The following is a 17,615-nucleotide window of genomic DNA, read 5'->3' as shown; positions in this document are numbered from 1 at the left end:
GGCATGGCCCTGCCGTTACTGAAAAAACCACTGTCCGCCCTGCTCCACCCACCCCTGGGGCACTGGCATCGCCTGGCGAAACGCGAACAGCGAGCCCTGAAAGGGCTGACCCTATTCAGCGCCCTGACCGGCGCCTACCTTTTGCTCTGGCAGCCACAACAACAAGCCCTGCAGCTTGCCGAACAACGCTTTATCGAGGCCACACAATTGCAACGCCTGATACTCCAACTGCATGCCGGCAAACCTGCCAGCCCCGTCACGGCAATCTCGGCCGAGGCCCTGCCCGGCATGCTAGCCCGCTCCAGCAGCCAGGCCGGCATCAACCTGGAGCGCATGGACAACGAAGCGCTCGGTCGGGTCAGCCTGGCCCTGGAAGGCCCGCTCACCGGGGTGATCGCTTGGATTGATGAGCTTGAACAGAAACAGGTGGACGTGCTGGCGTTTTCCATCGAGGTCAACAAAGACGCGGTCGCCACCGCGCGAATGCAGGTACAGGCACGTTGAAAAACTGAACGCCCCAAGGAGTCCAGGACAAAAAAAAGCCCGCCGAAGCGGGCTTTTTCAATGGCTCAGCACCTGTGATCAGTCATCGCGACCCATGATGCCGAACAGTTGCAGCAGGCTGACGAACAGGTTGTAGATCGATACATACAGGCTGATGGTGGCCATGATGTAGTTACGTTCGCCACCGTGGATGATGGCGCTGGTCTGGAACAGGATGCACACCGAGGAGAACAGCACGAAGCCGGCGCTGATCGCCAGTTGCAGGCCGCTGATCTGGAAGAACAGGCTGGCCAGCACGGCGCCCATCAGGACGAAGAAACCGGCGGTGATGAAGCCGCCGAGGAAGCTCATGTCCTTGCGGGTGATCAGCACATAGGCCGACAGACCGCCGAATACCAGTGCCGTCATGGCAAAGGCCGAACTGACCACTTCGGCGCCGCCCTGCATGCCCAGGTAGCGGTTGAGAATCGGGCCGAGCAAAAAGCCCATGAAACCGGTCAAGGCGAAAGCCGACACCAGGCCCCAGGCCGAGTCACGGAGTTTGTTGGTGAGGAAGAACAGACCGTAGAAGCCGATCAGCACCACGAAGATGTTCGGATAACCGACACGCATCTGCTGTGCCACATAGGCCATCACCCCACTGAACGCGAGGGTCAGGGCCAGCAGGCCGTAAGTGTTGCGCAGGACGCGGCTAACCTCTAGCTGCTCGGCCTGCACGCCGTTGTTAACTGCGTAATCCTGTTCGCGCATGGCGACACTCCTGTTGGGGGAAACATTTAGTGGCATGGATGATAACAGAGGCTCTGTAACTCGCGACGCAGAGAGTTTGACAGTGTGTTTCATTCGGGTATTATGGCGCCCGCAATGCGATCTGGAGGTGTGGCCGAGTGGTTTAAGGCAGCGGTCTTGAAAACCGCCGACTGTAACAGGTCCTAGAGTTCGAATCTCTACGCCTCCGCCAAATCTCAACGAGAAAGCCCTGATTATTCAGGGCTTTTTTGTGTCTGGCGTTCAGGCTTGGCGCCATTCCACTTTAAGCGTTCCATAACTTCCCCCTCTGGCGTTCTGCCGCCCCAGCAGCCCCCTCCCCCTACAGTTCCTCGGCGCAAATCGCGCCCCGCTCAAGCCTCGACGACTGCATGCACATATACAGCATTGGATTCGAGGTAGTACCGTGCACGCCGAAGACACCGACACAGCCGAAGACTGGCTAGGCATCCCCACGCCCGTGGAAACCTGCAAGCAACACATCCTGCTGCTGGAAAATGAACCGGCAGGTGCGCGCAGTCCGGGAAATCATTTTCAAACTGGTCAACATGCAAGCGCAGACAGGAAAGGCCGCGACAAGGCTCGGGCCAGGCTGCGTGCAAAGGTCGGAGAAGCTGCGGGGCTGTGGAAGAAAGCCAGCAACCTTGAACTGACAGTGCGAAGCAAGAACCGGGCGAATGAGGATCTGCGTCGGCAGATCCCTGTTGGCGCCCGCCCTCTGCAATTACTGGCAAGCCTCTACCGCGGCAACCAGCACTCGCTCGTACCGGATCCACCAAGGCGCCCTGTGCGCCGAACATGACTCACCATGAAATGTATACATAGCCGGCCCTCGAACAGAAAAGCCCCGGCAGATCATTGGCGACGCGCCATAGCTGTAGCCGCAAGAAAATTCAGAAACGCCTTAAACTCAACAGCCAACGCAATTAATAAACTAGGGGGCTTCCAATTCAAAAACAGACCAAAGAAAAATGCTACTTATCTACGGACCCCATACCTGCAGCCGACAATCCCTACGATTAAAATCAATGAAAGGAAAAATTATCGCCACGATATTATTTTTCTACTCCGCTCTTGGCTTCGCGGGGGAATGCACTACGAATAATGAGACCACCACTTTAAATATTCCTGATTTTACAATACGACGAGACACACCCATAGGAACAGAGATCGGAGCTGTTTCTACAACCATCGATGCATTTTCTTGCACAAAAGGATTCGACTATCAAGAGTTTGGCATCAAGGGATATGGCACTGCGGCGCCAAAAATAAATGGGCTGAATGTTTATAAATTAGGATCAAATTCAGCCGGAATAGGATATGCCATATACGCTAACAGCCCTAACACTTGCAACAATTACCTCTTCCCCTTAAAGGATGGTGACTACAACATTTTTTGCTTTATAAATGGAACATTTTCAAAGAAACCAATACAAGGTTATATAAAATTAGTATTTTACAAGATTGGGAACATCACTCCCGGCAGAAAAAACGGATACAAAGTAGCTTCCCTAATATTGCGCAACAACAAAAAAGATTGGCATCATCCAGAGGCATACTTACACACCGCACCATTCACCGTGATCACGCATGGCTGCACAATTAAAACCGAAAACATCAAAGTTCCACTTCACAACGTCGAAACCCACGAACTAAGCAACTTAGGCATGACTGCTGCGGAGAAACCCTTTTCGATTCCTCTTAACTGCGACACCGGGACAAAAGTCAAACTAACCCTCGACGCAGGCCCTGCCGGCGTTTATGACAATACCAAAGGATTACTCAATCTTACCAACCCTGCTTCAGCAAATACCGCCCAAGGTGTGAAGATTCAAATACTATCAAATAATGTGCCTGTGACATTTGGGAAGTCTTTAGATGTAGGCGTTCAAACCATTGAAGGAGCCTTCGACATTCCCCTTCAGGTTCGCTATTACAGAAGTGTGGAAAAACTCAAGGCGGGTGAAGCTAACGCCACTACCACTTACACCATTACTTATGAATAGTCTTCCGGGGTCTAAAAAAATATAAGCCTCTTCACTCCATGGAGAAACAACGGCCCCCACCCCTTCTCTGCTTTCAAAGCTCTACGAACACCAACTGGTCCTCGAAGCCCCCACTATCGAGTTATCAAACTGAGTGGAGCTGCGAGGCAGTTGCTGATGCGGCTGAGAACGTACGCAGTACCTTGGACACAATAGTCTACATTCACGACCGCCGGCCGGTAGTCCTGGCCCCGGACCTGGTTCGGGAATGGCTCAAGCCTGCAACGCCCAACGAGCGCGCCGAGCAGATGGCCTTGCACCAGCGCGAGCCCGCCGAGGCCTTCGAGTGGTTCAAGGTCGGCACTGGCGTCGGTAACCTCAACAATCACGGCCCTGAACTGATCGAGCCCTTGGCGATGCCATCACAGGCCCGCTCACAGATCACTCCCCTGCTCCGGCTTTGATCAGCATCTGCCACCAGACTTGATGGATAACTCACTACCTTCTTCGGATATCAGAAGAGACGTGAACCTCCCTTGCGAGCCGTACAAATTTTGCTGCTTTCAACAATGCAGCTACGCTTGCGAGTGGTTGCCTATTCCAATCATAAGTTCTAAAGGCGGTGCATACGGCCATACTGCCTTCAATAGCTTAGGGAGAGCACCGGGCAACTAAGCCCTACAACCATCAGTCTAAAAGGAATATAGACATGAGCATTACCGTTAAAAATAACACCTCGAATATAATTGAAGTTGCCATTAACCAATGGGACACGGACGGCGACACTCGTTACTCTCCGCTCGCTGCGGGAGCATCAGATAAGTGGGTTAGAAAGGACAGTAGAGGATATGTTCTTTCACTAAGACAAGGAGGTACTGAAAAGCCATATTACGTACTGGTTGACAGCAACATTGTGGTTGCCAACACTGAGGTAAAAGACAACGATACGGTTATTTCTCCAATCAGTAGATAACTCGAAGATAACATCCAAGGTGCCTATCAGGCACCTTGGATGAATAAAGCCAGTCAATAGTTAGCATGCGACGCTAACGTTGATAACTCTCACGTATGTATCCCTGACACGCCCGCAAAGCGATCAATCCTTGGTCACCCTCTCCGGCAATGGCGACAATTCGTTGAGCAGCCGCTGGGTCAAGTTCGGCTCTCGCTGCTCCATGAACCAGGCCGCCGGCGCCGGTGGCAGCTGGCAACCCACCGCCACCATCCGTGGCGGTGCTGGCGAGTAGGACTGACAATCGCAGCTCAGTAGTAGCAAGCTTGTCACGCAGGCGAACCTGATTCGATTGAGCATCGCGCAATTCCTTGTAGTGGGTTTCGTCATTCGCTTGCAGCCGATCCTCCAGAGCACAGCGAGCACCACCAGGCCGCAGACTGAGCGGCCTGCTCTGGTTGCTCGAGCAATTCGGGCTGGGCTTCAAGCGGCAGGCCCAGCCTTTCGCCGGCGGCGCGGTAGTTCGATCTGCCGGTGAGCTGGACCAGGCCACGGCCACGGGAGCGATAGCCGTCGCCCGTGGCCTCCAGGCCGTTGCCCATGCGCCCGCCATAGACAGCATTGCCGAAGCGCTCCGGCTTACCGCCCAGTTCATCCGCCCGCGGCACCAACGAACGCCACCGGCTGGCTACAGCGCAGACCTGACCGATCTGGCGGATGCGGTCGGCGCGATAGTTGAGGTTTTCCACCAGGGTGCGCAGCTGACCGGACTCATGGCCGACCTGGGCCAGGAACAACGCCTGACGCGCCAGCCTGTCGATCTTCCAGCGGGCCATGGCGCGGTTGAGCGCAGGAACAAAAACGCCCGCAACGGGCGGGCGCTGGGGAGGACCTGCAGCGATTGCTGCTCTGTGAGTGGCATTGTGTTTTCTCCAGGCAATAAAAAACCCGCTCAGGGGGGCGCATTCGGACGCTTCAGTTACAGCTGTGGATTGAACGGGTACTGCTGTAGCCCGCCTCCGGCATTCTGCCGACCCAGCACCACCCCCTCCCCCCCTACAGTTCGTCGGCGCAAGTCGCGCCGTGCTCAAGCTTCGAATACTGTATATATATACAGAAACCAACTCGAGTCAGCACCGCACACACTGGAGGCACCGCAACAGCCGATTGTCTGCTTCCCCTCACGCCCCTGGAGCGAGGCAGGAACTCCATACGTATCAAGCGAGACACCAGGGCTTTTCAGGAAAAGTGGCGATATGGCGGCGGTCATATGCCCCGGGCCATTTCGGCCCGCACTCAAGCACGCACTTCACTTAAGGATGAGCAGCATGAACGATGATTTGAAGCAGTCAGGCTCTACTACGACCTCGCAGACCACCACATCGCTGGAACAGGTGAAAACCGGAAGGGTCTTGGATTTCACCTGGGCACCTAACGCCAACACCACGACCACCACGGTATCAGCGGACTTTGTCGACTACCGAATCGATACAGCTCAAGGCAGCCCTACCGGGGACAGCCACTCCATAGCACGCTTTACCTATGTCCAGGGCAAAGGCGGCGGCCAGATCAGCCAGCTGTTTCTCGAGGAGATGCGTGCCGGTGTACGGGCCAACACCCAGATTGGGCTGATGGTCGGACGCAAGTGGGTTCTGGACCCCAACGGCGAGGTCTCGGGCAGCATCGGCACCTATGTGGTCGAACAATTCGATGACATGCGCGCCAGTGTCAATTATGTCGGTTCCTTCGCCCGGGTCTTCGCCGACCCCAGGATGGTCAGCTACCACGCCGGGGGCCATGTGCACCCCAATGTCTCGATCACCAGCAGCAGGCCTCTGACCATGGCGGATTCAGGTAAGTCGATCCTGGTCATTAGCGACACCGACGTCACGCTCACGATAGGTGACGATGTGACTGAAGGGTTCAAGGCCACGCTAATCCAGGCCGCCGCCGGCAAGATCAACATCGCGGTGTCGAGCAGCCACATGATCTACAGCAACGCAGGGGGCCGCACGCGCACGCTCAATCCCCTGGATGAGCTGGAAGTCAGCACCTTCCCATTCGGCCCGGTGTTCCTGGCCTTCCGCGTCAGGCCTACGGCCTGACGATTAATCGGGGGCTCCGATCTCCTCCATGAATCCGTCCAGGAAATCCTTCAGGCGCGCATGCCTGACTGCCGCCAACCGCGCCCCTTCGACCGTCTGAAATCCCGAGGCAAGGGAGAGTAGCTTGGTGTGGAAGTGCTCAATGGTAAAACGCTTGTCTTGATAGGGCCTGCCGATGGCGGTGGGGTTTGTGATGTCGTACAGCGCAGAGCCCATTCGCCCAGCGATGTAGAAACAACGGGCGACTCCGATCATGCCGATGGCGTCCAGGCGGTCGCTGTCCTGAAGGATCCTGGCTTCCAGGGTGAGGGGTTCGACGCCCGCGGAGAAGCTATGAGCCTGGACCGCGTGGGCAACAAGCTCAATACGCGGGGCAGGCCAGCCCATGCGCTGCAGAATAGACGCTGCTTTATTGGCCGAAAGAGTGGATGCCTGCGACCGCAATGGCGAGTTTTTCTCGACGGCCACGCAATCGTGCAAGAGGGTTGCGGCAAGCAACGCCTCCAGGTCCCCACCTTCCTTGTCCTGCAGGCGCCGAACATTCATCCAGACCCGATGAATATGAGAAAGATCGTGAGAGCCGTCCGTGCTGTCCTCAGGCAGGAAAGCGAGCAAGTCGGACGCCAGGCTCTGGTAAGGAAAAAACGGCTCTTCAAGCATTTCGTGGCTCCATGGAAGTACTGATCCTGCAGCGTCGGCGAAACGACTCGAGCAGATATCTCGGCGCTATAGAGAATCGGCGGCTAAGCAGAGAAGTACTTGAGCCAATAAGCATCCCGGCATTCATTGGTGAAGCTGATGTGAGCAGGGCGGATGATTTTGTCGAGAGGTTGGCGACCCCCTTCATGGCAGATCCAGCCTTCGACGCAGGCTGCATCGCTGGGAAACCGCCCTGCTCTGCTAGCCGCTTGATGAGTGCCCTGTCATCGTCGGCGGTGACGGTGTCCCCCTGATCGAGCCGGCTTTCCTGACTCGCGTTGTCAAGTAGCGCGGTGCGAGGCGATGCAACTCCCAGGCTTGCACTGACGTAGCTGGCAAGGTGGTCTGAATGAACCATGGACTGTGTCCGCAGGTGGATTGGGACGACTGACAAGCACGCTGACGACGCGCAGGGACTTTACCGATAAGGCAAGCCAATCGACAACCCTGGCCAATGCCACACGCTGTATCCGTTACTCACCTGTAGCAGGAACCTTTTTCCGGAATGGCAATCAGTGCTGCACGCTTTCCGATCAATCATTCAGTGGGCACCGGCATGATCTTGAGAAAAACGGCTCTATACATGGCCTTGGTAATGGTAGGCGTCCTTATCGGCTACAGCATCAAGCCCAGCAATGGGCTCCAGGTAACCGCAGGGCAACTTATAAGCTGCGGCAAGACCACCATTCCAACCATCGAGATGTGAGGGCAGCGCAACAGCGCTCCCTCCCTGATTACACCCAGCCCTCATATAAACCGGCACTGGCCGCCCAGGCCGATCCCACCTCGCTTGAAGCGAACCTCCAGCATCTCCCGACACCTGCAGCAAGCTTGCTGGCCGAATAATCTCTAGTCTGAAAGAATCTTCGCGCCTGAAGATCGCACCTCAGGCTCGCCTCCAATCCAGGACCCTCCCATGCAGCTCATTCCTTTGCTTGCTAGCAGCCCCACCGTTCAAGCCCAAGTGCGCGCGCTGCGCAACCAGCAGGAGGTGCGCAAGTACATGTACACCTCCCATGAAATCAGCGAACAGGAGCATGCAAACTGGCTGAGCAGCCTTCAAGACAACCCGCGTCAGGAGGTGTTTGTCGCGGTCGATGCCGGGCAAGCCTTGGGGGTCGTGTCCCTGAACGCCATCAATGCCCTGCAGAAAACTGCCGACTGGGCGTTCTACCTGGACGCCGAGCTTCAAGGCAAAGGCCTGGGCAGTCTCATGGAGTTCTGGTTGCTCGACTATGCCTTCAATCAAGCCGCTCTGGACAAGCTCAACTGCGAGGTGCTCGCAAGCAACACAACGGTGATCAGGCTGCACCTGAAATTTGGATTCGTACAGGAAGGCCTGCGGCGCCAGAACATTCTGAAAGACGGCGAGCGAATCGACGTAGTGCTGCTAGGTATTACTCGCCAGGAGTGGCAGGACAAGCGTCCGGCCCTTGAAGGTTTGATCGCGCGGCTCGGTCAGCGAGAGTCCTAGGCATAGGCAGCTACCCTGCCCCTCAGACAAAAGAAAACCGGCGAATGATCGCCGGTTCCTGTCACTCGCCGTTCAGCAGTGCGGAGGCCAGAACGGCCCCTGCACTGCCATCGGATCAATGCGCTGCGTTGAGGGTCAGGCGCATCTGGCGGTTCACATCCTTGTACAGCAGGTAGCGGAAACGACCCGGGCCGCCGGAGTAGCAGGCCTGTGGGCAGAAGGCGCGCAGCCACATGAAGTCACCGGCCTCGACCTCGACCCAATCCTGGTTCAGGCGATACACCGCCTTGCCTTCCAGGACGTACAGGCCGTGCTCCATGACGTGGGTCTCGGCGAACGGAATCACGCCGCCCGGCTCGAAGTTGACGATGTTGACGTGCATGTCATGGCGCATGTCGCTCATGTCGACAAAACGCGTGGTGCTCCAGCGGCCTTCGGTATCGGGCATGACCCGCGGCTCGATGTCCTGCTCGTTGGTGACGAAAGCGTCCGGGTATGGCACGCCATCGACTTTCTGGTAGTGCTTGCGGATCCAGTGGAAACGCGCCTCGGTGCCGCTGGTGTTGCGCAGCTTCCAGTCGGCAGCCGGTGGGATAAAGGCATAGCCGCCGGGCTTGAGGACATGCACCTGGCCTTGCAGGGTCAGGTTGACCTCGCCTTCGACGACGAACAGTACCGCTTCGGCGTTGGGGTCCTGCTCGGGCTTGTCGCTACCGCCATTGGCGCCGACTTCAACGATGTACTGGGAAAAGGTTTCGGCGAAACCCGACAGCGGACGAGCGATGACCCACATGCGCATGTTGTCCCAGTGCGGCAGGTGGCTGGTGACGATGTCGCGCATCACGCCCTTGGGGATCACGGCGTAGGCTTCGGTGAACATTGCGCGGTCGGTGAGCAGTTCGGTCTGTGCCGGGTGCCCGCCGTGAGGCGCGTAATAGGTGGTTTTGGACATGGAGACTCTCCTCATTGTTGTTTTGCTGCCCCGCGCGGCAACGCCGCCAGGGTGAACAAACCTGCGGGTCGACGCGCTAGGGAAGCGGCGCGGACCACTGCTGGCCACCACGATATCCAGCGTTACGCACATGCACAAATTAAATACTGGAATCCGCCATATTCATTTATCGAATGCCGCGCGACTTCAGCCCTGAGTGTCCTGGGCCAGCACCCGCGACAACACTCGCGCCAGTTCCTTGACCATGGGATCTGCCGCCGGGCGGTGCAGCAACGCCACCTCGAACACGTCCACCGACGGCAGCCCGGTGCTTTTGGACAGGACCTGGTGGCCAGCCGTGACCGCACGCAATGGCAACAGGCCTATGCCCATGCCATCGGCAATGGCCGACTGTAGGCCGCTGAGGCTGGAGCTGGTGAAGCTGATATGCCAGCGCCGGCCCACCGCCTCCAGGGCATTGATCATGGCATCGCGGTACACCCCGCGTGGCGGGAAGGTAACGATAGGCAGCGGGTCGAGATCGATGCAGGGGTTTTTCGCGCTATCCACCCATCGGGTCTTCTCCGGCCAGCAGGCCAGTGCCTCGCGGCTGTTGCGCAGTTGCTTGAGCACCACCAGGTCCAGTTCGCCACGGTCATAACTGGCGTTGAGGTCGCGACTCATGCCGCTGGTGACCTCCAGCTTGACCTGGGGATAGCGCCGGTTGAACGCAGCCAGTTGCTCGGTGGTGCGGCCGGCAGCGAAGTCGTCCGGCACGCCGATACGCACCGTCAGCACCACCGTGGCACCGGACAGCGCCTCGAACATTTCATCGTTCAGTGCCAGCAGGCGCCGGGCATATCCCAGCAGGGTCTCGCCGGCATCGGTGGGCAACACATCGCGATTGCCGCGCTCAAGCAGGCGCTGCCCGACCATCTCCTCCAGGCGGCGGATCTTCTGGCTGATGGTGGATTGGGTGGAATGCAGGCGGGTGGCGGCCGTGGTGAAACTGCCGCAGTCGGCCACCGTGACAATGGCCCGCAGCAAGTCGAGGTCGAACAGGCGGCTATTGGGTTTCTCAATGTCGCTCATGCTGGTATCTGTTTTCTGAATGCGTTGCGCCTTTCTACCGGGTCTGGCCCGAGGACACAATTGCTCCCGCGGCGCTGAGCAGCCCCGTGCCAAGGCGGCATCCTGCAAGCACGGCAGATATTTTTTCCGGGCCCGCCTGATTGGCAATGTGTATCGACATGTAACGGCGTAGGATGAGGCTCCGGTTCGCTCTATCCCTGACCCTGCTCTGGAGATGCTGAAAATGAAGTTGAAATGCCTCAAGGTGTTGCTGATCGGCGCCACCCTACTACTGGGCGCCTGCTCCAGTGCGACCACCCACCCCTGCTATTCGGACAAGTGCCGGCTTGGCGGTGGCGTGAGCAATCTGAATCTCAACGGCAACAGCGCATTGGGCAACAGCTTCAACGAGTACGGCTCGACCCTGCTGCACGACTGAAAAACCTGCCCCCCATGCCTGGGTGCTGTCGGGAGTGGCTCGCTCCAGCAGCGCCTTGTCACTCCCGACCGCCCCCGCACTCACCCCTTGTTCCGGTTCTTCGCCCCGCCCTGGCGAGCCTTGAAGCGCGGATTGGATTTGCAGATCACATAGATGCGACCGCGACGCTTGACGATCTGGCAGTCGCGGTGACGATTCTTGGCTTCTTTGAGGGACGACAGGACTTTCATGGCAACGCTTCCTTGGGACTGAAATTAATGTAATAACATATCATATTCACCAATGAGAATTATTATCAACCATCAATTTCCGCCACCCTGACCGCTCAACGATTCTCTGCGCCGCCATCGGCCCGTTGCCCGGCCCCGCAGGCTTGGGAGAACAGGACGGCTGCGTGATCATTACCGCGCCCTGCCTCACCAACTGCCCGACGCCCCGCCGCCGCCACTGGAACCGCCGCCCCCGGAAAAACCGCCACCCGAGCTTGAGCGGCCGCCACTGCTGCTGCCACCGCCGCTGCTCCAGCGAAAGCCACTGCCGCCGGCAAACAGTATGAAACTCAGGAAATAGGCGAACGGCACGACCCTCAGCCAACGCTGCGCCGCCTGCCAGGCATCCACACCCAGGCCCATCAGCAGAACCAGCGTCAGCAACACGGCAAAGCGCCACAAAAAGCCCCGGGGGCTCTTGCGCCAGCTGTTGCGCATCATCCAGTACAGCAGCCAATGGCCGCCCAGCACCAGCAGTGCCCCCGCCGGCCAGGCCAGGCCGTAGAGGAAAGTCAAACGGCCCAGATACTGGCTGACCAGGGTCAGCAGGCCGATGTACAGCAGCAGCCCCAGCACCCCGTAGAACACCCGCCGCGCCTGCCACAGCCCGGCGAAGGTCGCGCCGCCGATCAACATGCACAGCGGCACCAGGAACAACTGCGCCAGCCATTCATGGCCGCCCACGGCTCCCACCAGCACCGCCATCAGCACCACTGCGCCCCCCAGCACCCGGCGCCAGTTCCAGCCGGCGGCCAGCATCACCCCCGCCACCGAGCCGAAAACGAACGCCAGCAGCAAGGCATAGGCTTCGAGCGGCACCACCTGCCCCGCAGGCTCGGGCAACGAGCCCCCGTCCACCAGCAGGATCAAGTCATCCAGGGCACGGTCGATACCGCCGGCAAAGTCGCCCTGACGAAAGGCCGGGGTCAGGTCCTGGGCGATGATCTGCCCGGCCAGCAGGTCGGTGACCACCGGTTCCAGGCCATAACCGACCTCGATCCGCACCTTGTGGTCGTTCTTCGCCACCAGCAGCAGGATGCCGTCGTCTACCCCCTTGCGCCCCAGCTTCCAGGAGCGAAACAACTGGTTGCTCAGGGCCTCGATGCTCTGCTGGCCCAGGTTGGGCACCAGCATCACCGCGATCTGCGCGCCGCGGCGCTGCTCCAGCGCCTCCAGCTTGTGCACCATCCGCTCCTGGGTGGCGCTATCCAAGGTCGCGGTCAGGTCGATCACCCGCCGGTCCAGGGGCACCTTCACCAGCCCCGGCGGCGCCTCCTCGGCGTGCACCAGGGTCGGCAACAGCAGCCCGAGAAACAGCGCCAGCCACAGGCCACGCCCTTGTTGCAACCACACCTTGATCATCGGCCCGCTTCCCGCATCGTTCATCCTGAAGCGGCGAACTTTACCACTGCCCGTACCGCGACCGATTCACCGCACCTCACCGCCAGCAAAAAAACACCGGGCAGGTGACCAAACCTGCCCGGTGCCCGGCGACCTGTCGTGTTGCTGCAATCAGCCTCAGCCCAGGCGGTTGAGGCACACCACCTTGGGCTGGGTCATTTCCTCATAGGCGAAACGCACCCCTTCGCGGCCCAGGCTGCCGTACTTGAAGCCGCCAAACGGCATGGCATCGAAACGGTAATCGGACGAATCGTTGATCATCACCCCGCCCGCCTCGATCCGCCGCGCGGCGTCCATGGCGATACGCAGGTCATTGGTGAAGATCCCTGCATGCAGGCTGTATTCGGGCTGATTGGCCAAAGCGATGGCCTGATCCAGATCGTCGAACGGTTGCAAGACCACCACTGGCGCAAAGACCTCGTCCTGCCACAGGCGACTGCCGTGGTCGACATTCTCCAGCACCGTGGCGGCGTAACAGGAACCCCGGCGCTGATGCCCACAGAGCAAACGCGCGCCCTGTTGCAGCGCTTCATCCACGACCTTCTGCGCGTTCTGCGCCGCCTGCAGGCTGATCATCGGCCCGATGTCCGTGCTGCTGGCCAGCGGGTCGCCACTGACCTGCTCCCGAGCCAGGCGCACAAAAGCCTCTCGAAACGCCTCATAGATCGAGGCCTGGACCAGCAGGCGCTGGGTGCCGATGCAGTTCTGCCCCGCCGCCCAGAAGGCCCCGGACACGCAGCTTTCCACCGTCGCCGCCAGGTCGCAGTCGGTCATCACGATCACCGGCGCATTGCCTCCCAGGTCCATGGCCAGCTTTTTCAACCCGGCGCTGCGGGCGATCTGCTCCCCGGTGACAAAGCCGCCAGTGAACGACACCATGCGCACCTCACGGGCTTCCACCAGGGCCTTGCCCAGATCCGCACCACCGGTGGCCAGGGTCACCACCGAGGTCGGCAGGCCGGCATCGCGCAAGTAGTCCACCAGCTTGATCGCCGACAGCGGCGCCAGCTCCGAGGGCTTGAGAATCACCCCGTTGCCCCCGGCGATGGCCGGGGCCAGTTTGTGCGCCACCAGGTTCAACGGATCGTTGTAAGGCGTGATCGCCAGGATCAGCCCCAAGGGCTCGCGCGAAAACCAGCCCTGGCGGTTTTCCGAACCTTCATAGGCATCAAACGGCAGCACCTCGCCGGCATTGCGCTTGGCCTCTTCGGCCGACAGCTTGAGGGTGTTGATGCAGCGCTTGACCTCTTTCTGCGCCTGTTTCAGGGTCTTGCCCGCTTCATCGACGATCAACCGGGCGAAATGTTCGGCGTCGCGCTCGATGTTCAGGGCCGCCCGCTCCAGAATCCGTGCCCGCTGATAGCGCGGCAGCGCCGCGCAGTCGCTGACACCCTGGCGGGCTTGCTGCAACAGGTAGGGCACGGCACAGGCCTCAAGGCGTGGCACTGTCCCGATCAGCCGACCATCGAAGGGGCTGCAGACATCAATCGAATCGGCGGCCAGCGCCAGACGTGACAGGTTCATGGGCATGCTCCTAGCGGGCCAAGCGCGACTGGTGGATGTGAATGATGTCCGAGAGCAAGGCAAAGGCGGTCTCGATGCGCCCAGCGCCCGGCCCGGACACCGTCACCGCGCCCAGCAGTTCGGTGTTGAACGACACCGCGTTGATCGCCCCGCCAATGCCCGCCAGCGGATGGGCCAGGGGCAACAGGCGCGGCTCGACACTGGCTTGCAGCGAGCCATCGGCCAGGCGTTGGGCCGAACCGATCAGCTTCCAGCGCGCGCCCTCGGCACGGGCCTGCTCCAGGTCCTTGGCCGTCAGGCCGGAGATACCCCGGCAACTGACATCACTGACGGTCAACTGCGCGTCGAGCAATTCGTTGGCCAGGATCACCACCTTCAAGCGCACGTCAAAGCCTTCGACATCCGCGCTCGGATCGGCCTCGGCATACCCCAGGGCCTGGGCCTCGGCCACCGCTTCGGCAAAGCCCAGGCCGGCCTCCATGCGGGTCAGCACAAAGTTGGAGGTGCCATTGAGAATGCCCTCGAACCCCAGTAGCCCACTGCCGGCCAGGGACTGCTTGGCCATGCGGATCACCGGGGTGCCGCTCATCACCGCGCCTTCGTATTCGAAGGCCGCCAGATTGCGCTGGGCCAGGGCCTTGAGCTCGGCGCTGTGCAGGGCAATGGGGCCCTTGTTGGTGGTCACCACGTGCTTGCCCTGCTCCAGGGCCCAACGGCAGAAGGTACTCGCTGGCTCGCCGTCCACCGGGTTGGTGAAGGTGGCCTCGGCAATGATGTCGGCGCCAGAGTCCTTGATCACCTGTTCGTTGAGCGCCTCCACCTGGCCGCCCGGCAGTTGCGCCAACGCGCCTTTGGTTGCCGGCAGCTTGCTCAGCAGACCGGCGTCCAGTCCCTGGGGAGCGACGATGGAGCCGAGGAACAGATCGCTGATGCCGACGATTTTCAAACTGAAACCCAGCTGTTTTTTCCATGCCTGATTGCGCTCGGCAATCAATTGCGCCAGGGCCCGATTGACCCCGCCGAAGCCCACCAGGGCGATGTTGTATTCAGTCATTTTTGTTGTGTTCCATCCGGGTTGAGAAGCTGATGGACACAAGGTTAGGGGGCTGGCCCGGGCAGTGAAATATGCCGTTTTGCTGTATTTGCTGAGCATTTTGCCCACGCCTGGAGCCAGGTGCGCGGGCATAGAAATATGGCGGGTTGCGCAGGGACGCCTTCGAGAGTGCCTGGTCCTGTATCCCTGGTCCGCCAACCTTGTGCAATCCGTCACCCTTACTCTGTTTGGCGGCAGAAGGTGATGGCTCTGATTGATACAGGAGTAAGCCCCATGAGGACTCTGAATCGATACATGCCGATTACCGGCCACGACTGCAACATTCCCTCGCTGCTGATCGATACCCAGGCCCCCATTGACGTCCTCCACGATGCAGCGGCGTATCGCATTCGCGCTGTGACTCAACTGCTGGAGAACTTCGCGACTTCTGATGACGCGCCCGAAGGTGCAGTGGTTCTGCAGGAAATGTCACTGGTGTGCAGAATTCTGCTGCGCGGCGGGTATGATTTGATGGATTTTACAACAAGGTGAATACAGGAGCAGGTACTTCAGCAAGCAAAAATCGCGGCTTGAAAGTCGCGATTTTTCTCTCGTGCTCTTCGACGCTCAGTTCGCGACAAGATAGTTACTCTTATTTTCAGAAGCAACCCCTCTTCCAGCCAGCACAGTATCATCAACATCAGTTTCTTTACACCAAATATCAGTCAAGAAACATATTCACATCTAATATCAGAAAAACCAAAGCCACTCACAACTTCCTTAAGTCTAAAAACATACTCAGTAAAATCCGGCACAGTGCCAAAAACACAAATTCTATTTATTGAAATAGACAACGATATACAATCTCGACTAATTAAGAACTCCCCTCCAAACCTTCCATCAAAAACCATAGCAATACCAATCCTCCCGAATGGCGAATGAGAGTCGAGAAATTCCTTTAAGTTGAAATGCTCAGCATACTCTTTCTGCCAATCATAAGAGTCAATATCTGATGACAACAAAAATAGAACATCCCCTTCAAAATCAAAACTCCACCCAGAATCAAGTAGTGCCATCACTATATCTTTTGGACTACAAGGCCGAGACAGACTTACATCTACAGATGCTTGGCTACCCATATTAATACTCCTTAAAAAATATCCCTTTTGAACTCAGCCACTCCTTGGCATGCTGAGGAATCGGTGTATTGGAATGGACCTCAAAAGAAGCGCCATTATCTTTAGCTATTCGAGCATGCGCGCCGACATCTGACTTAAACTTATCAAAACCTTTAGATCCGGCTTGAGCATGATCCTCCCAGTATCGGCCAGATTTAGCCTCGTACCATATAGAGTTATTCGCTCCATAAGCCCCGTCAAACTCTCGTCCTTTCGTCGAAAAGCTTGGTTTTCCACCCAGTTCTTTATAAAGATAGTTTTCAAAATCCTGTCCGATTAAACCTTTTGCAGCTCCATCTTCACTATACATCACCCCCGGATTCAGCTTGTGCTCCGGAGTCACATAGGCACCATCCTTCTGCACCCCATCCAGTTGAGTACCGCCGGTATGTGGCGTTGTAACAACTCCGCCACCCTCAGCGTAGCCTCCACTGGCAGGAATCCCTCCTGACGTATCAACAATCGGACTGACCAGCTTTCGGTTTTCGTCATCAAGCAGGTGAATTGGAAACGGCATGTGGGTTACCAACTCCCAAAGCCCCATCGAAACCCTCAGCCGGCTCTGCACTTGCTCCTTTGTTTCAGAGACGCCCCGGCTGACACTTTCAATCATGGAGTTGGCCGCGTTAAGCATCCGCGCTTGATTTTCAGGTGTGGACGCTTGATAAGCCAGTGCGCCAACCAGGGCAAGCATAACCCCCGAACTAGCGAGCCCCTGAGCATAGTTATTTGCGCCTGCAGGAGAATCGCTGAGGCGGCCGATGAGCGCTGTCAGTTCAACTGACTTCTCAGGGCTCTGACGGGCAATTTCCTGCATGCGAGCGACGAGAAGCTTTTCCCCGTCAGATTTTGGATCTCCGAACTTCTGCTTGAGTCGAAACTCAATAGCCTCCGCACGTCTGTTCTCATCCTTGCTGAAGGCTTTTAGGTAGTTTTCAGTTTCTACCAAGACTCTATTAATTTCTTCGGATGTGCCCTGAAGATTGTCTGGCGACGCGATTAGAACGCCCATGCTGGCCAAGAGAAGGGTCAGCTTTACCATCGTCTCCCGGCTTTTTTCCCCATACAACTCAACACTCTTCTTCCACTGTTCGTACGTCTTCTTCGGGCTCGCCACCGCTCCAAGGGAAGAACTGCTCGCATACAAATCCGTACGCGACTCCTCATCCTTGGTGATCTCATACGCCTTGCTCACATCCCGGTTCAGCCCGGCCGTTGAATCGGCCCCGGTCTCGGCATCCTTGCGCACCACGATCTCGCCCGCCCCGACGGTGGCGCGCAC

Annotated in this window: 19 protein-coding genes, 1 tRNA gene and 3 pseudogenes; 11 read left to right on the top strand and 12 right to left on the bottom strand. The window is 58.2% G+C overall.

Annotation, left to right across the window (positions count from 1 at the left end; all coding sequences use genetic code 11):
• Nucleotides 1-3: 3 nt before the first annotated feature.
• On the top strand, nucleotides 4-504 hold the full coding sequence (gene gspM / locus BLS75_RS00115; RefSeq protein WP_072449890.1) for a type II secretion system protein GspM: 501 nt from the start codon (nucleotides 4-6) through the stop codon (nucleotides 502-504).
• 78 nt (nucleotides 505-582) lie between these two features.
• On the opposite strand, the gene BLS75_RS00110 is transcribed toward gspM, so the two are convergent.
• Nucleotides 583-1,254: a Bax inhibitor-1/YccA family protein gene (locus tag BLS75_RS00110; RefSeq protein ID WP_011062013.1), complete on the bottom strand. Its 672-nt coding sequence runs from the start codon at nucleotides 1,252-1,254 to the stop codon at nucleotides 583-585.
• A gap of 123 nt (nucleotides 1,255-1,377) precedes the next feature.
• Here BLS75_RS00110 and BLS75_RS00105 point away from each other — a divergent pair.
• The 5 genes and pseudogenes from BLS75_RS00105 (at nucleotide 1,378) to BLS75_RS00085 (ending at nucleotide 4,230) form a co-directional block, all read left to right on the top strand.
• Nucleotides 1,378-1,465: transfer RNA gene (locus BLS75_RS00105), tRNA-Ser, on the top strand.
• A gap of 213 nt (nucleotides 1,466-1,678) precedes the next feature.
• The gene (locus BLS75_RS31870) at nucleotides 1,679-2,074 is read left to right on the top strand and encodes a hypothetical protein (RefSeq protein ID WP_143031399.1); all 396 of its coding nucleotides are present in this window, start codon (nucleotides 1,679-1,681) and stop codon (nucleotides 2,072-2,074) included.
• Between the two features lie 226 nt (nucleotides 2,075-2,300).
• A complete protein-coding gene (locus BLS75_RS00095; protein WP_158267410.1) occupies nucleotides 2,301-3,278 on the top strand; it encodes a fimbrial protein in 978 nt (325 codons plus the stop codon).
• Between the two features lie 191 nt (nucleotides 3,279-3,469).
• A pseudogene (locus tag BLS75_RS32530) lies at nucleotides 3,470-3,721 on the top strand (SOS response-associated peptidase family protein); the annotation flags it as partial.
• Between the two features lie 245 nt (nucleotides 3,722-3,966).
• On the top strand, nucleotides 3,967-4,230 hold the full coding sequence (locus BLS75_RS00085; RefSeq protein ID WP_072449886.1) for a hypothetical protein: 264 nt from the start codon (nucleotides 3,967-3,969) through the stop codon (nucleotides 4,228-4,230).
• Between the two features lie 73 nt (nucleotides 4,231-4,303).
• Here BLS75_RS00085 and BLS75_RS32525 read toward each other — a convergent pair whose 3' ends face one another.
• The gene (locus BLS75_RS32525) at nucleotides 4,304-4,576 is read right to left on the bottom strand and encodes a lysis system i-spanin subunit Rz (protein WP_345769791.1); all 273 of its coding nucleotides are present in this window, start codon (nucleotides 4,574-4,576) and stop codon (nucleotides 4,304-4,306) included.
• A gap of 52 nt (nucleotides 4,577-4,628) precedes the next feature.
• Nucleotides 4,629-5,131, bottom strand: a pseudogene (locus BLS75_RS32520) (glycoside hydrolase family 19 protein); the annotation flags it as partial.
• Nucleotides 5,132-5,537: 406 nt separating this feature from the next.
• Here BLS75_RS32520 and BLS75_RS00075 point away from each other — a divergent pair.
• Nucleotides 5,538-6,314, top strand: coding sequence for a hypothetical protein (locus BLS75_RS00075; RefSeq protein WP_072444434.1), 777 nt, complete (start codon nucleotides 5,538-5,540; stop codon nucleotides 6,312-6,314).
• 3 nt (nucleotides 6,315-6,317) lie between these two features.
• On the opposite strand, the gene BLS75_RS00070 is transcribed toward BLS75_RS00075, so the two are convergent.
• The gene (locus BLS75_RS00070) at nucleotides 6,318-6,974 is read right to left on the bottom strand and encodes an HD domain-containing protein (protein WP_011062090.1); all 657 of its coding nucleotides are present in this window, start codon (nucleotides 6,972-6,974) and stop codon (nucleotides 6,318-6,320) included.
• 544 nt (nucleotides 6,975-7,518) lie between these two features.
• Between BLS75_RS00070 and BLS75_RS00060 the strand changes: the two genes are divergently transcribed.
• Nucleotides 7,519-7,719, top strand: coding sequence for a hypothetical protein (locus BLS75_RS00060; RefSeq protein WP_072449883.1), 201 nt, complete (start codon nucleotides 7,519-7,521; stop codon nucleotides 7,717-7,719).
• Nucleotides 7,720-7,929: 210 nt separating this feature from the next.
• The gene (pseH, locus tag BLS75_RS00055; protein WP_072449882.1) at nucleotides 7,930-8,487 is read left to right on the top strand and encodes a UDP-4-amino-4,6-dideoxy-N-acetyl-beta-L-altrosamine N-acetyltransferase; all 558 of its coding nucleotides are present in this window, start codon (nucleotides 7,930-7,932) and stop codon (nucleotides 8,485-8,487) included.
• Nucleotides 8,488-8,602: 115 nt separating this feature from the next.
• Here pseH and BLS75_RS00050 read toward each other — a convergent pair whose 3' ends face one another.
• Both BLS75_RS00050 and BLS75_RS00045 read right to left on the bottom strand, forming a co-directional pair.
• On the bottom strand, nucleotides 8,603-9,439 hold the full coding sequence (locus BLS75_RS00050; RefSeq protein ID WP_011062092.1) for a bifunctional allantoicase/(S)-ureidoglycine aminohydrolase: 837 nt from the start codon (nucleotides 9,437-9,439) through the stop codon (nucleotides 8,603-8,605).
• A 186-nt stretch (nucleotides 9,440-9,625) separates the two neighbouring features.
• A complete protein-coding gene (locus BLS75_RS00045; protein ID WP_011062093.1) occupies nucleotides 9,626-10,510 on the bottom strand; it encodes a LysR substrate-binding domain-containing protein in 885 nt (294 codons plus the stop codon).
• 223 nt (nucleotides 10,511-10,733) lie between these two features.
• On the opposite strand from BLS75_RS00045, the gene BLS75_RS00040 reads away from it, so the two are divergent.
• On the top strand, nucleotides 10,734-10,928 hold the full coding sequence (locus tag BLS75_RS00040; RefSeq protein ID WP_072449881.1) for a hypothetical protein: 195 nt from the start codon (nucleotides 10,734-10,736) through the stop codon (nucleotides 10,926-10,928).
• Nucleotides 10,929-11,008: 80 nt separating this feature from the next.
• Here the strand turns inward: BLS75_RS00040 and ykgO are convergent, their stop codons facing one another.
• The 4 genes from ykgO to BLS75_RS00020 all read right to left on the bottom strand — a co-directional run bounded on the left by ykgO (nucleotide 11,009) and on the right by BLS75_RS00020 (nucleotide 15,176).
• Nucleotides 11,009-11,158 carry a type B 50S ribosomal protein L36 gene (gene ykgO, locus BLS75_RS00035; protein ID WP_011062095.1) on the bottom strand — a complete coding sequence of 50 codons (150 nt, stop codon included), beginning with the start codon at nucleotides 11,156-11,158 and terminating at the stop codon, nucleotides 11,009-11,011.
• 186 nt (nucleotides 11,159-11,344) lie between these two features.
• Nucleotides 11,345-12,559, bottom strand: a complete 1,215-nt coding sequence (locus BLS75_RS00030) for a TPM domain-containing protein (RefSeq protein WP_072449880.1) — start codon at nucleotides 12,557-12,559, stop codon at nucleotides 11,345-11,347.
• A gap of 156 nt (nucleotides 12,560-12,715) precedes the next feature.
• The gene (locus tag BLS75_RS00025) at nucleotides 12,716-14,122 is read right to left on the bottom strand and encodes an aldehyde dehydrogenase family protein (RefSeq protein WP_072449879.1); all 1,407 of its coding nucleotides are present in this window, start codon (nucleotides 14,120-14,122) and stop codon (nucleotides 12,716-12,718) included.
• A gap of 10 nt (nucleotides 14,123-14,132) precedes the next feature.
• The gene (locus tag BLS75_RS00020; protein ID WP_019094215.1) at nucleotides 14,133-15,176 is read right to left on the bottom strand and encodes a homoserine dehydrogenase; all 1,044 of its coding nucleotides are present in this window, start codon (nucleotides 15,174-15,176) and stop codon (nucleotides 14,133-14,135) included.
• A 273-nt stretch (nucleotides 15,177-15,449) separates the two neighbouring features.
• Between BLS75_RS00020 and BLS75_RS00015 the strand changes: the two genes are divergently transcribed.
• The gene (locus BLS75_RS00015) at nucleotides 15,450-15,707 is read left to right on the top strand and encodes a hypothetical protein (RefSeq protein WP_072449878.1); all 258 of its coding nucleotides are present in this window, start codon (nucleotides 15,450-15,452) and stop codon (nucleotides 15,705-15,707) included.
• A gap of 173 nt (nucleotides 15,708-15,880) precedes the next feature.
• Here BLS75_RS00015 and BLS75_RS31865 read toward each other — a convergent pair whose 3' ends face one another.
• Together BLS75_RS31865 and BLS75_RS32515 are read right to left on the bottom strand one after the other, a co-directional pair.
• Complete coding sequence (locus BLS75_RS31865) at nucleotides 15,881-16,294, bottom strand: hypothetical protein (protein ID WP_125063479.1); 414 nt, start codon at nucleotides 16,292-16,294, stop codon at nucleotides 15,881-15,883.
• A 1-nt stretch (nucleotide 16,295) separates the two neighbouring features.
• A pseudogene (locus BLS75_RS32515) lies at nucleotides 16,296-17,615 on the bottom strand (hypothetical protein); the annotation flags it as partial.

Origin of the sequence: Pseudomonas sp. NFPP12, from assembly GCF_900103205.1 — a bacterium.
Lineage (GTDB): Bacteria > Pseudomonadota > Gammaproteobacteria > Pseudomonadales > Pseudomonadaceae > Aquipseudomonas > Aquipseudomonas protegens.
Note: the sequence above shows the minus strand (reverse complement) of the source record. Positions and strands in the feature narration are given on the sequence as shown.

What these genes read in the sequence shown, in the direction of transcription:
- BLS75_RS00050 (WP_011062092.1), bottom strand. Translation starts at nt 9,439, where the DNA reads ATGTCCAAAACCACCTATTACGCGCCTCACGGCGGGCACCCGGCACAG.
- pseH (WP_072449882.1), top strand. Translation starts at nt 7,930, where the DNA reads ATGCAGCTCATTCCTTTGCTTGCTAGCAGCCCCACCGTTCAAGCCCAA.
- BLS75_RS00020 (WP_019094215.1), bottom strand. Translation starts at nt 15,176, where the DNA reads ATGACTGAATACAACATCGCCCTGGTGGGCTTCGGCGGGGTCAATCGG.
- BLS75_RS00060 (WP_072449883.1), top strand. Translation starts at nt 7,519, where the DNA reads ATGGCAATCAGTGCTGCACGCTTTCCGATCAATCATTCAGTGGGCACC.
- gspM (WP_072449890.1), top strand. Translation starts at nt 4, where the DNA reads ATGGCCCTGCCGTTACTGAAAAAACCACTGTCCGCCCTGCTCCACCCA.
- BLS75_RS00040 (WP_072449881.1), top strand. Translation starts at nt 10,734, where the DNA reads ATGAAGTTGAAATGCCTCAAGGTGTTGCTGATCGGCGCCACCCTACTA.
- BLS75_RS00045 (WP_011062093.1), bottom strand. Translation starts at nt 10,510, where the DNA reads ATGAGCGACATTGAGAAACCCAATAGCCGCCTGTTCGACCTCGACTTG.
- BLS75_RS00015 (WP_072449878.1), top strand. Translation starts at nt 15,450, where the DNA reads ATGAGGACTCTGAATCGATACATGCCGATTACCGGCCACGACTGCAAC.
- BLS75_RS00030 (WP_072449880.1), bottom strand. Translation starts at nt 12,559, where the DNA reads ATGATCAAGGTGTGGTTGCAACAAGGGCGTGGCCTGTGGCTGGCGCTG.
- BLS75_RS00075 (WP_072444434.1), top strand. Translation starts at nt 5,538, where the DNA reads ATGAACGATGATTTGAAGCAGTCAGGCTCTACTACGACCTCGCAGACC.
- BLS75_RS00085 (WP_072449886.1), top strand. Translation starts at nt 3,967, where the DNA reads ATGAGCATTACCGTTAAAAATAACACCTCGAATATAATTGAAGTTGCC.
- BLS75_RS00025 (WP_072449879.1), bottom strand. Translation starts at nt 14,122, where the DNA reads ATGAACCTGTCACGTCTGGCGCTGGCCGCCGATTCGATTGATGTCTGC.
- BLS75_RS00095 (WP_158267410.1), top strand. Translation starts at nt 2,301, where the DNA reads ATGAAAGGAAAAATTATCGCCACGATATTATTTTTCTACTCCGCTCTT.
- BLS75_RS31865 (WP_125063479.1), bottom strand. Translation starts at nt 16,294, where the DNA reads ATGGGTAGCCAAGCATCTGTAGATGTAAGTCTGTCTCGGCCTTGTAGT.
- BLS75_RS00110 (WP_011062013.1), bottom strand. Translation starts at nt 1,254, where the DNA reads ATGCGCGAACAGGATTACGCAGTTAACAACGGCGTGCAGGCCGAGCAG.
- BLS75_RS00070 (WP_011062090.1), bottom strand. Translation starts at nt 6,974, where the DNA reads ATGCTTGAAGAGCCGTTTTTTCCTTACCAGAGCCTGGCGTCCGACTTG.
- ykgO (WP_011062095.1), bottom strand. Translation starts at nt 11,158, where the DNA reads ATGAAAGTCCTGTCGTCCCTCAAAGAAGCCAAGAATCGTCACCGCGAC.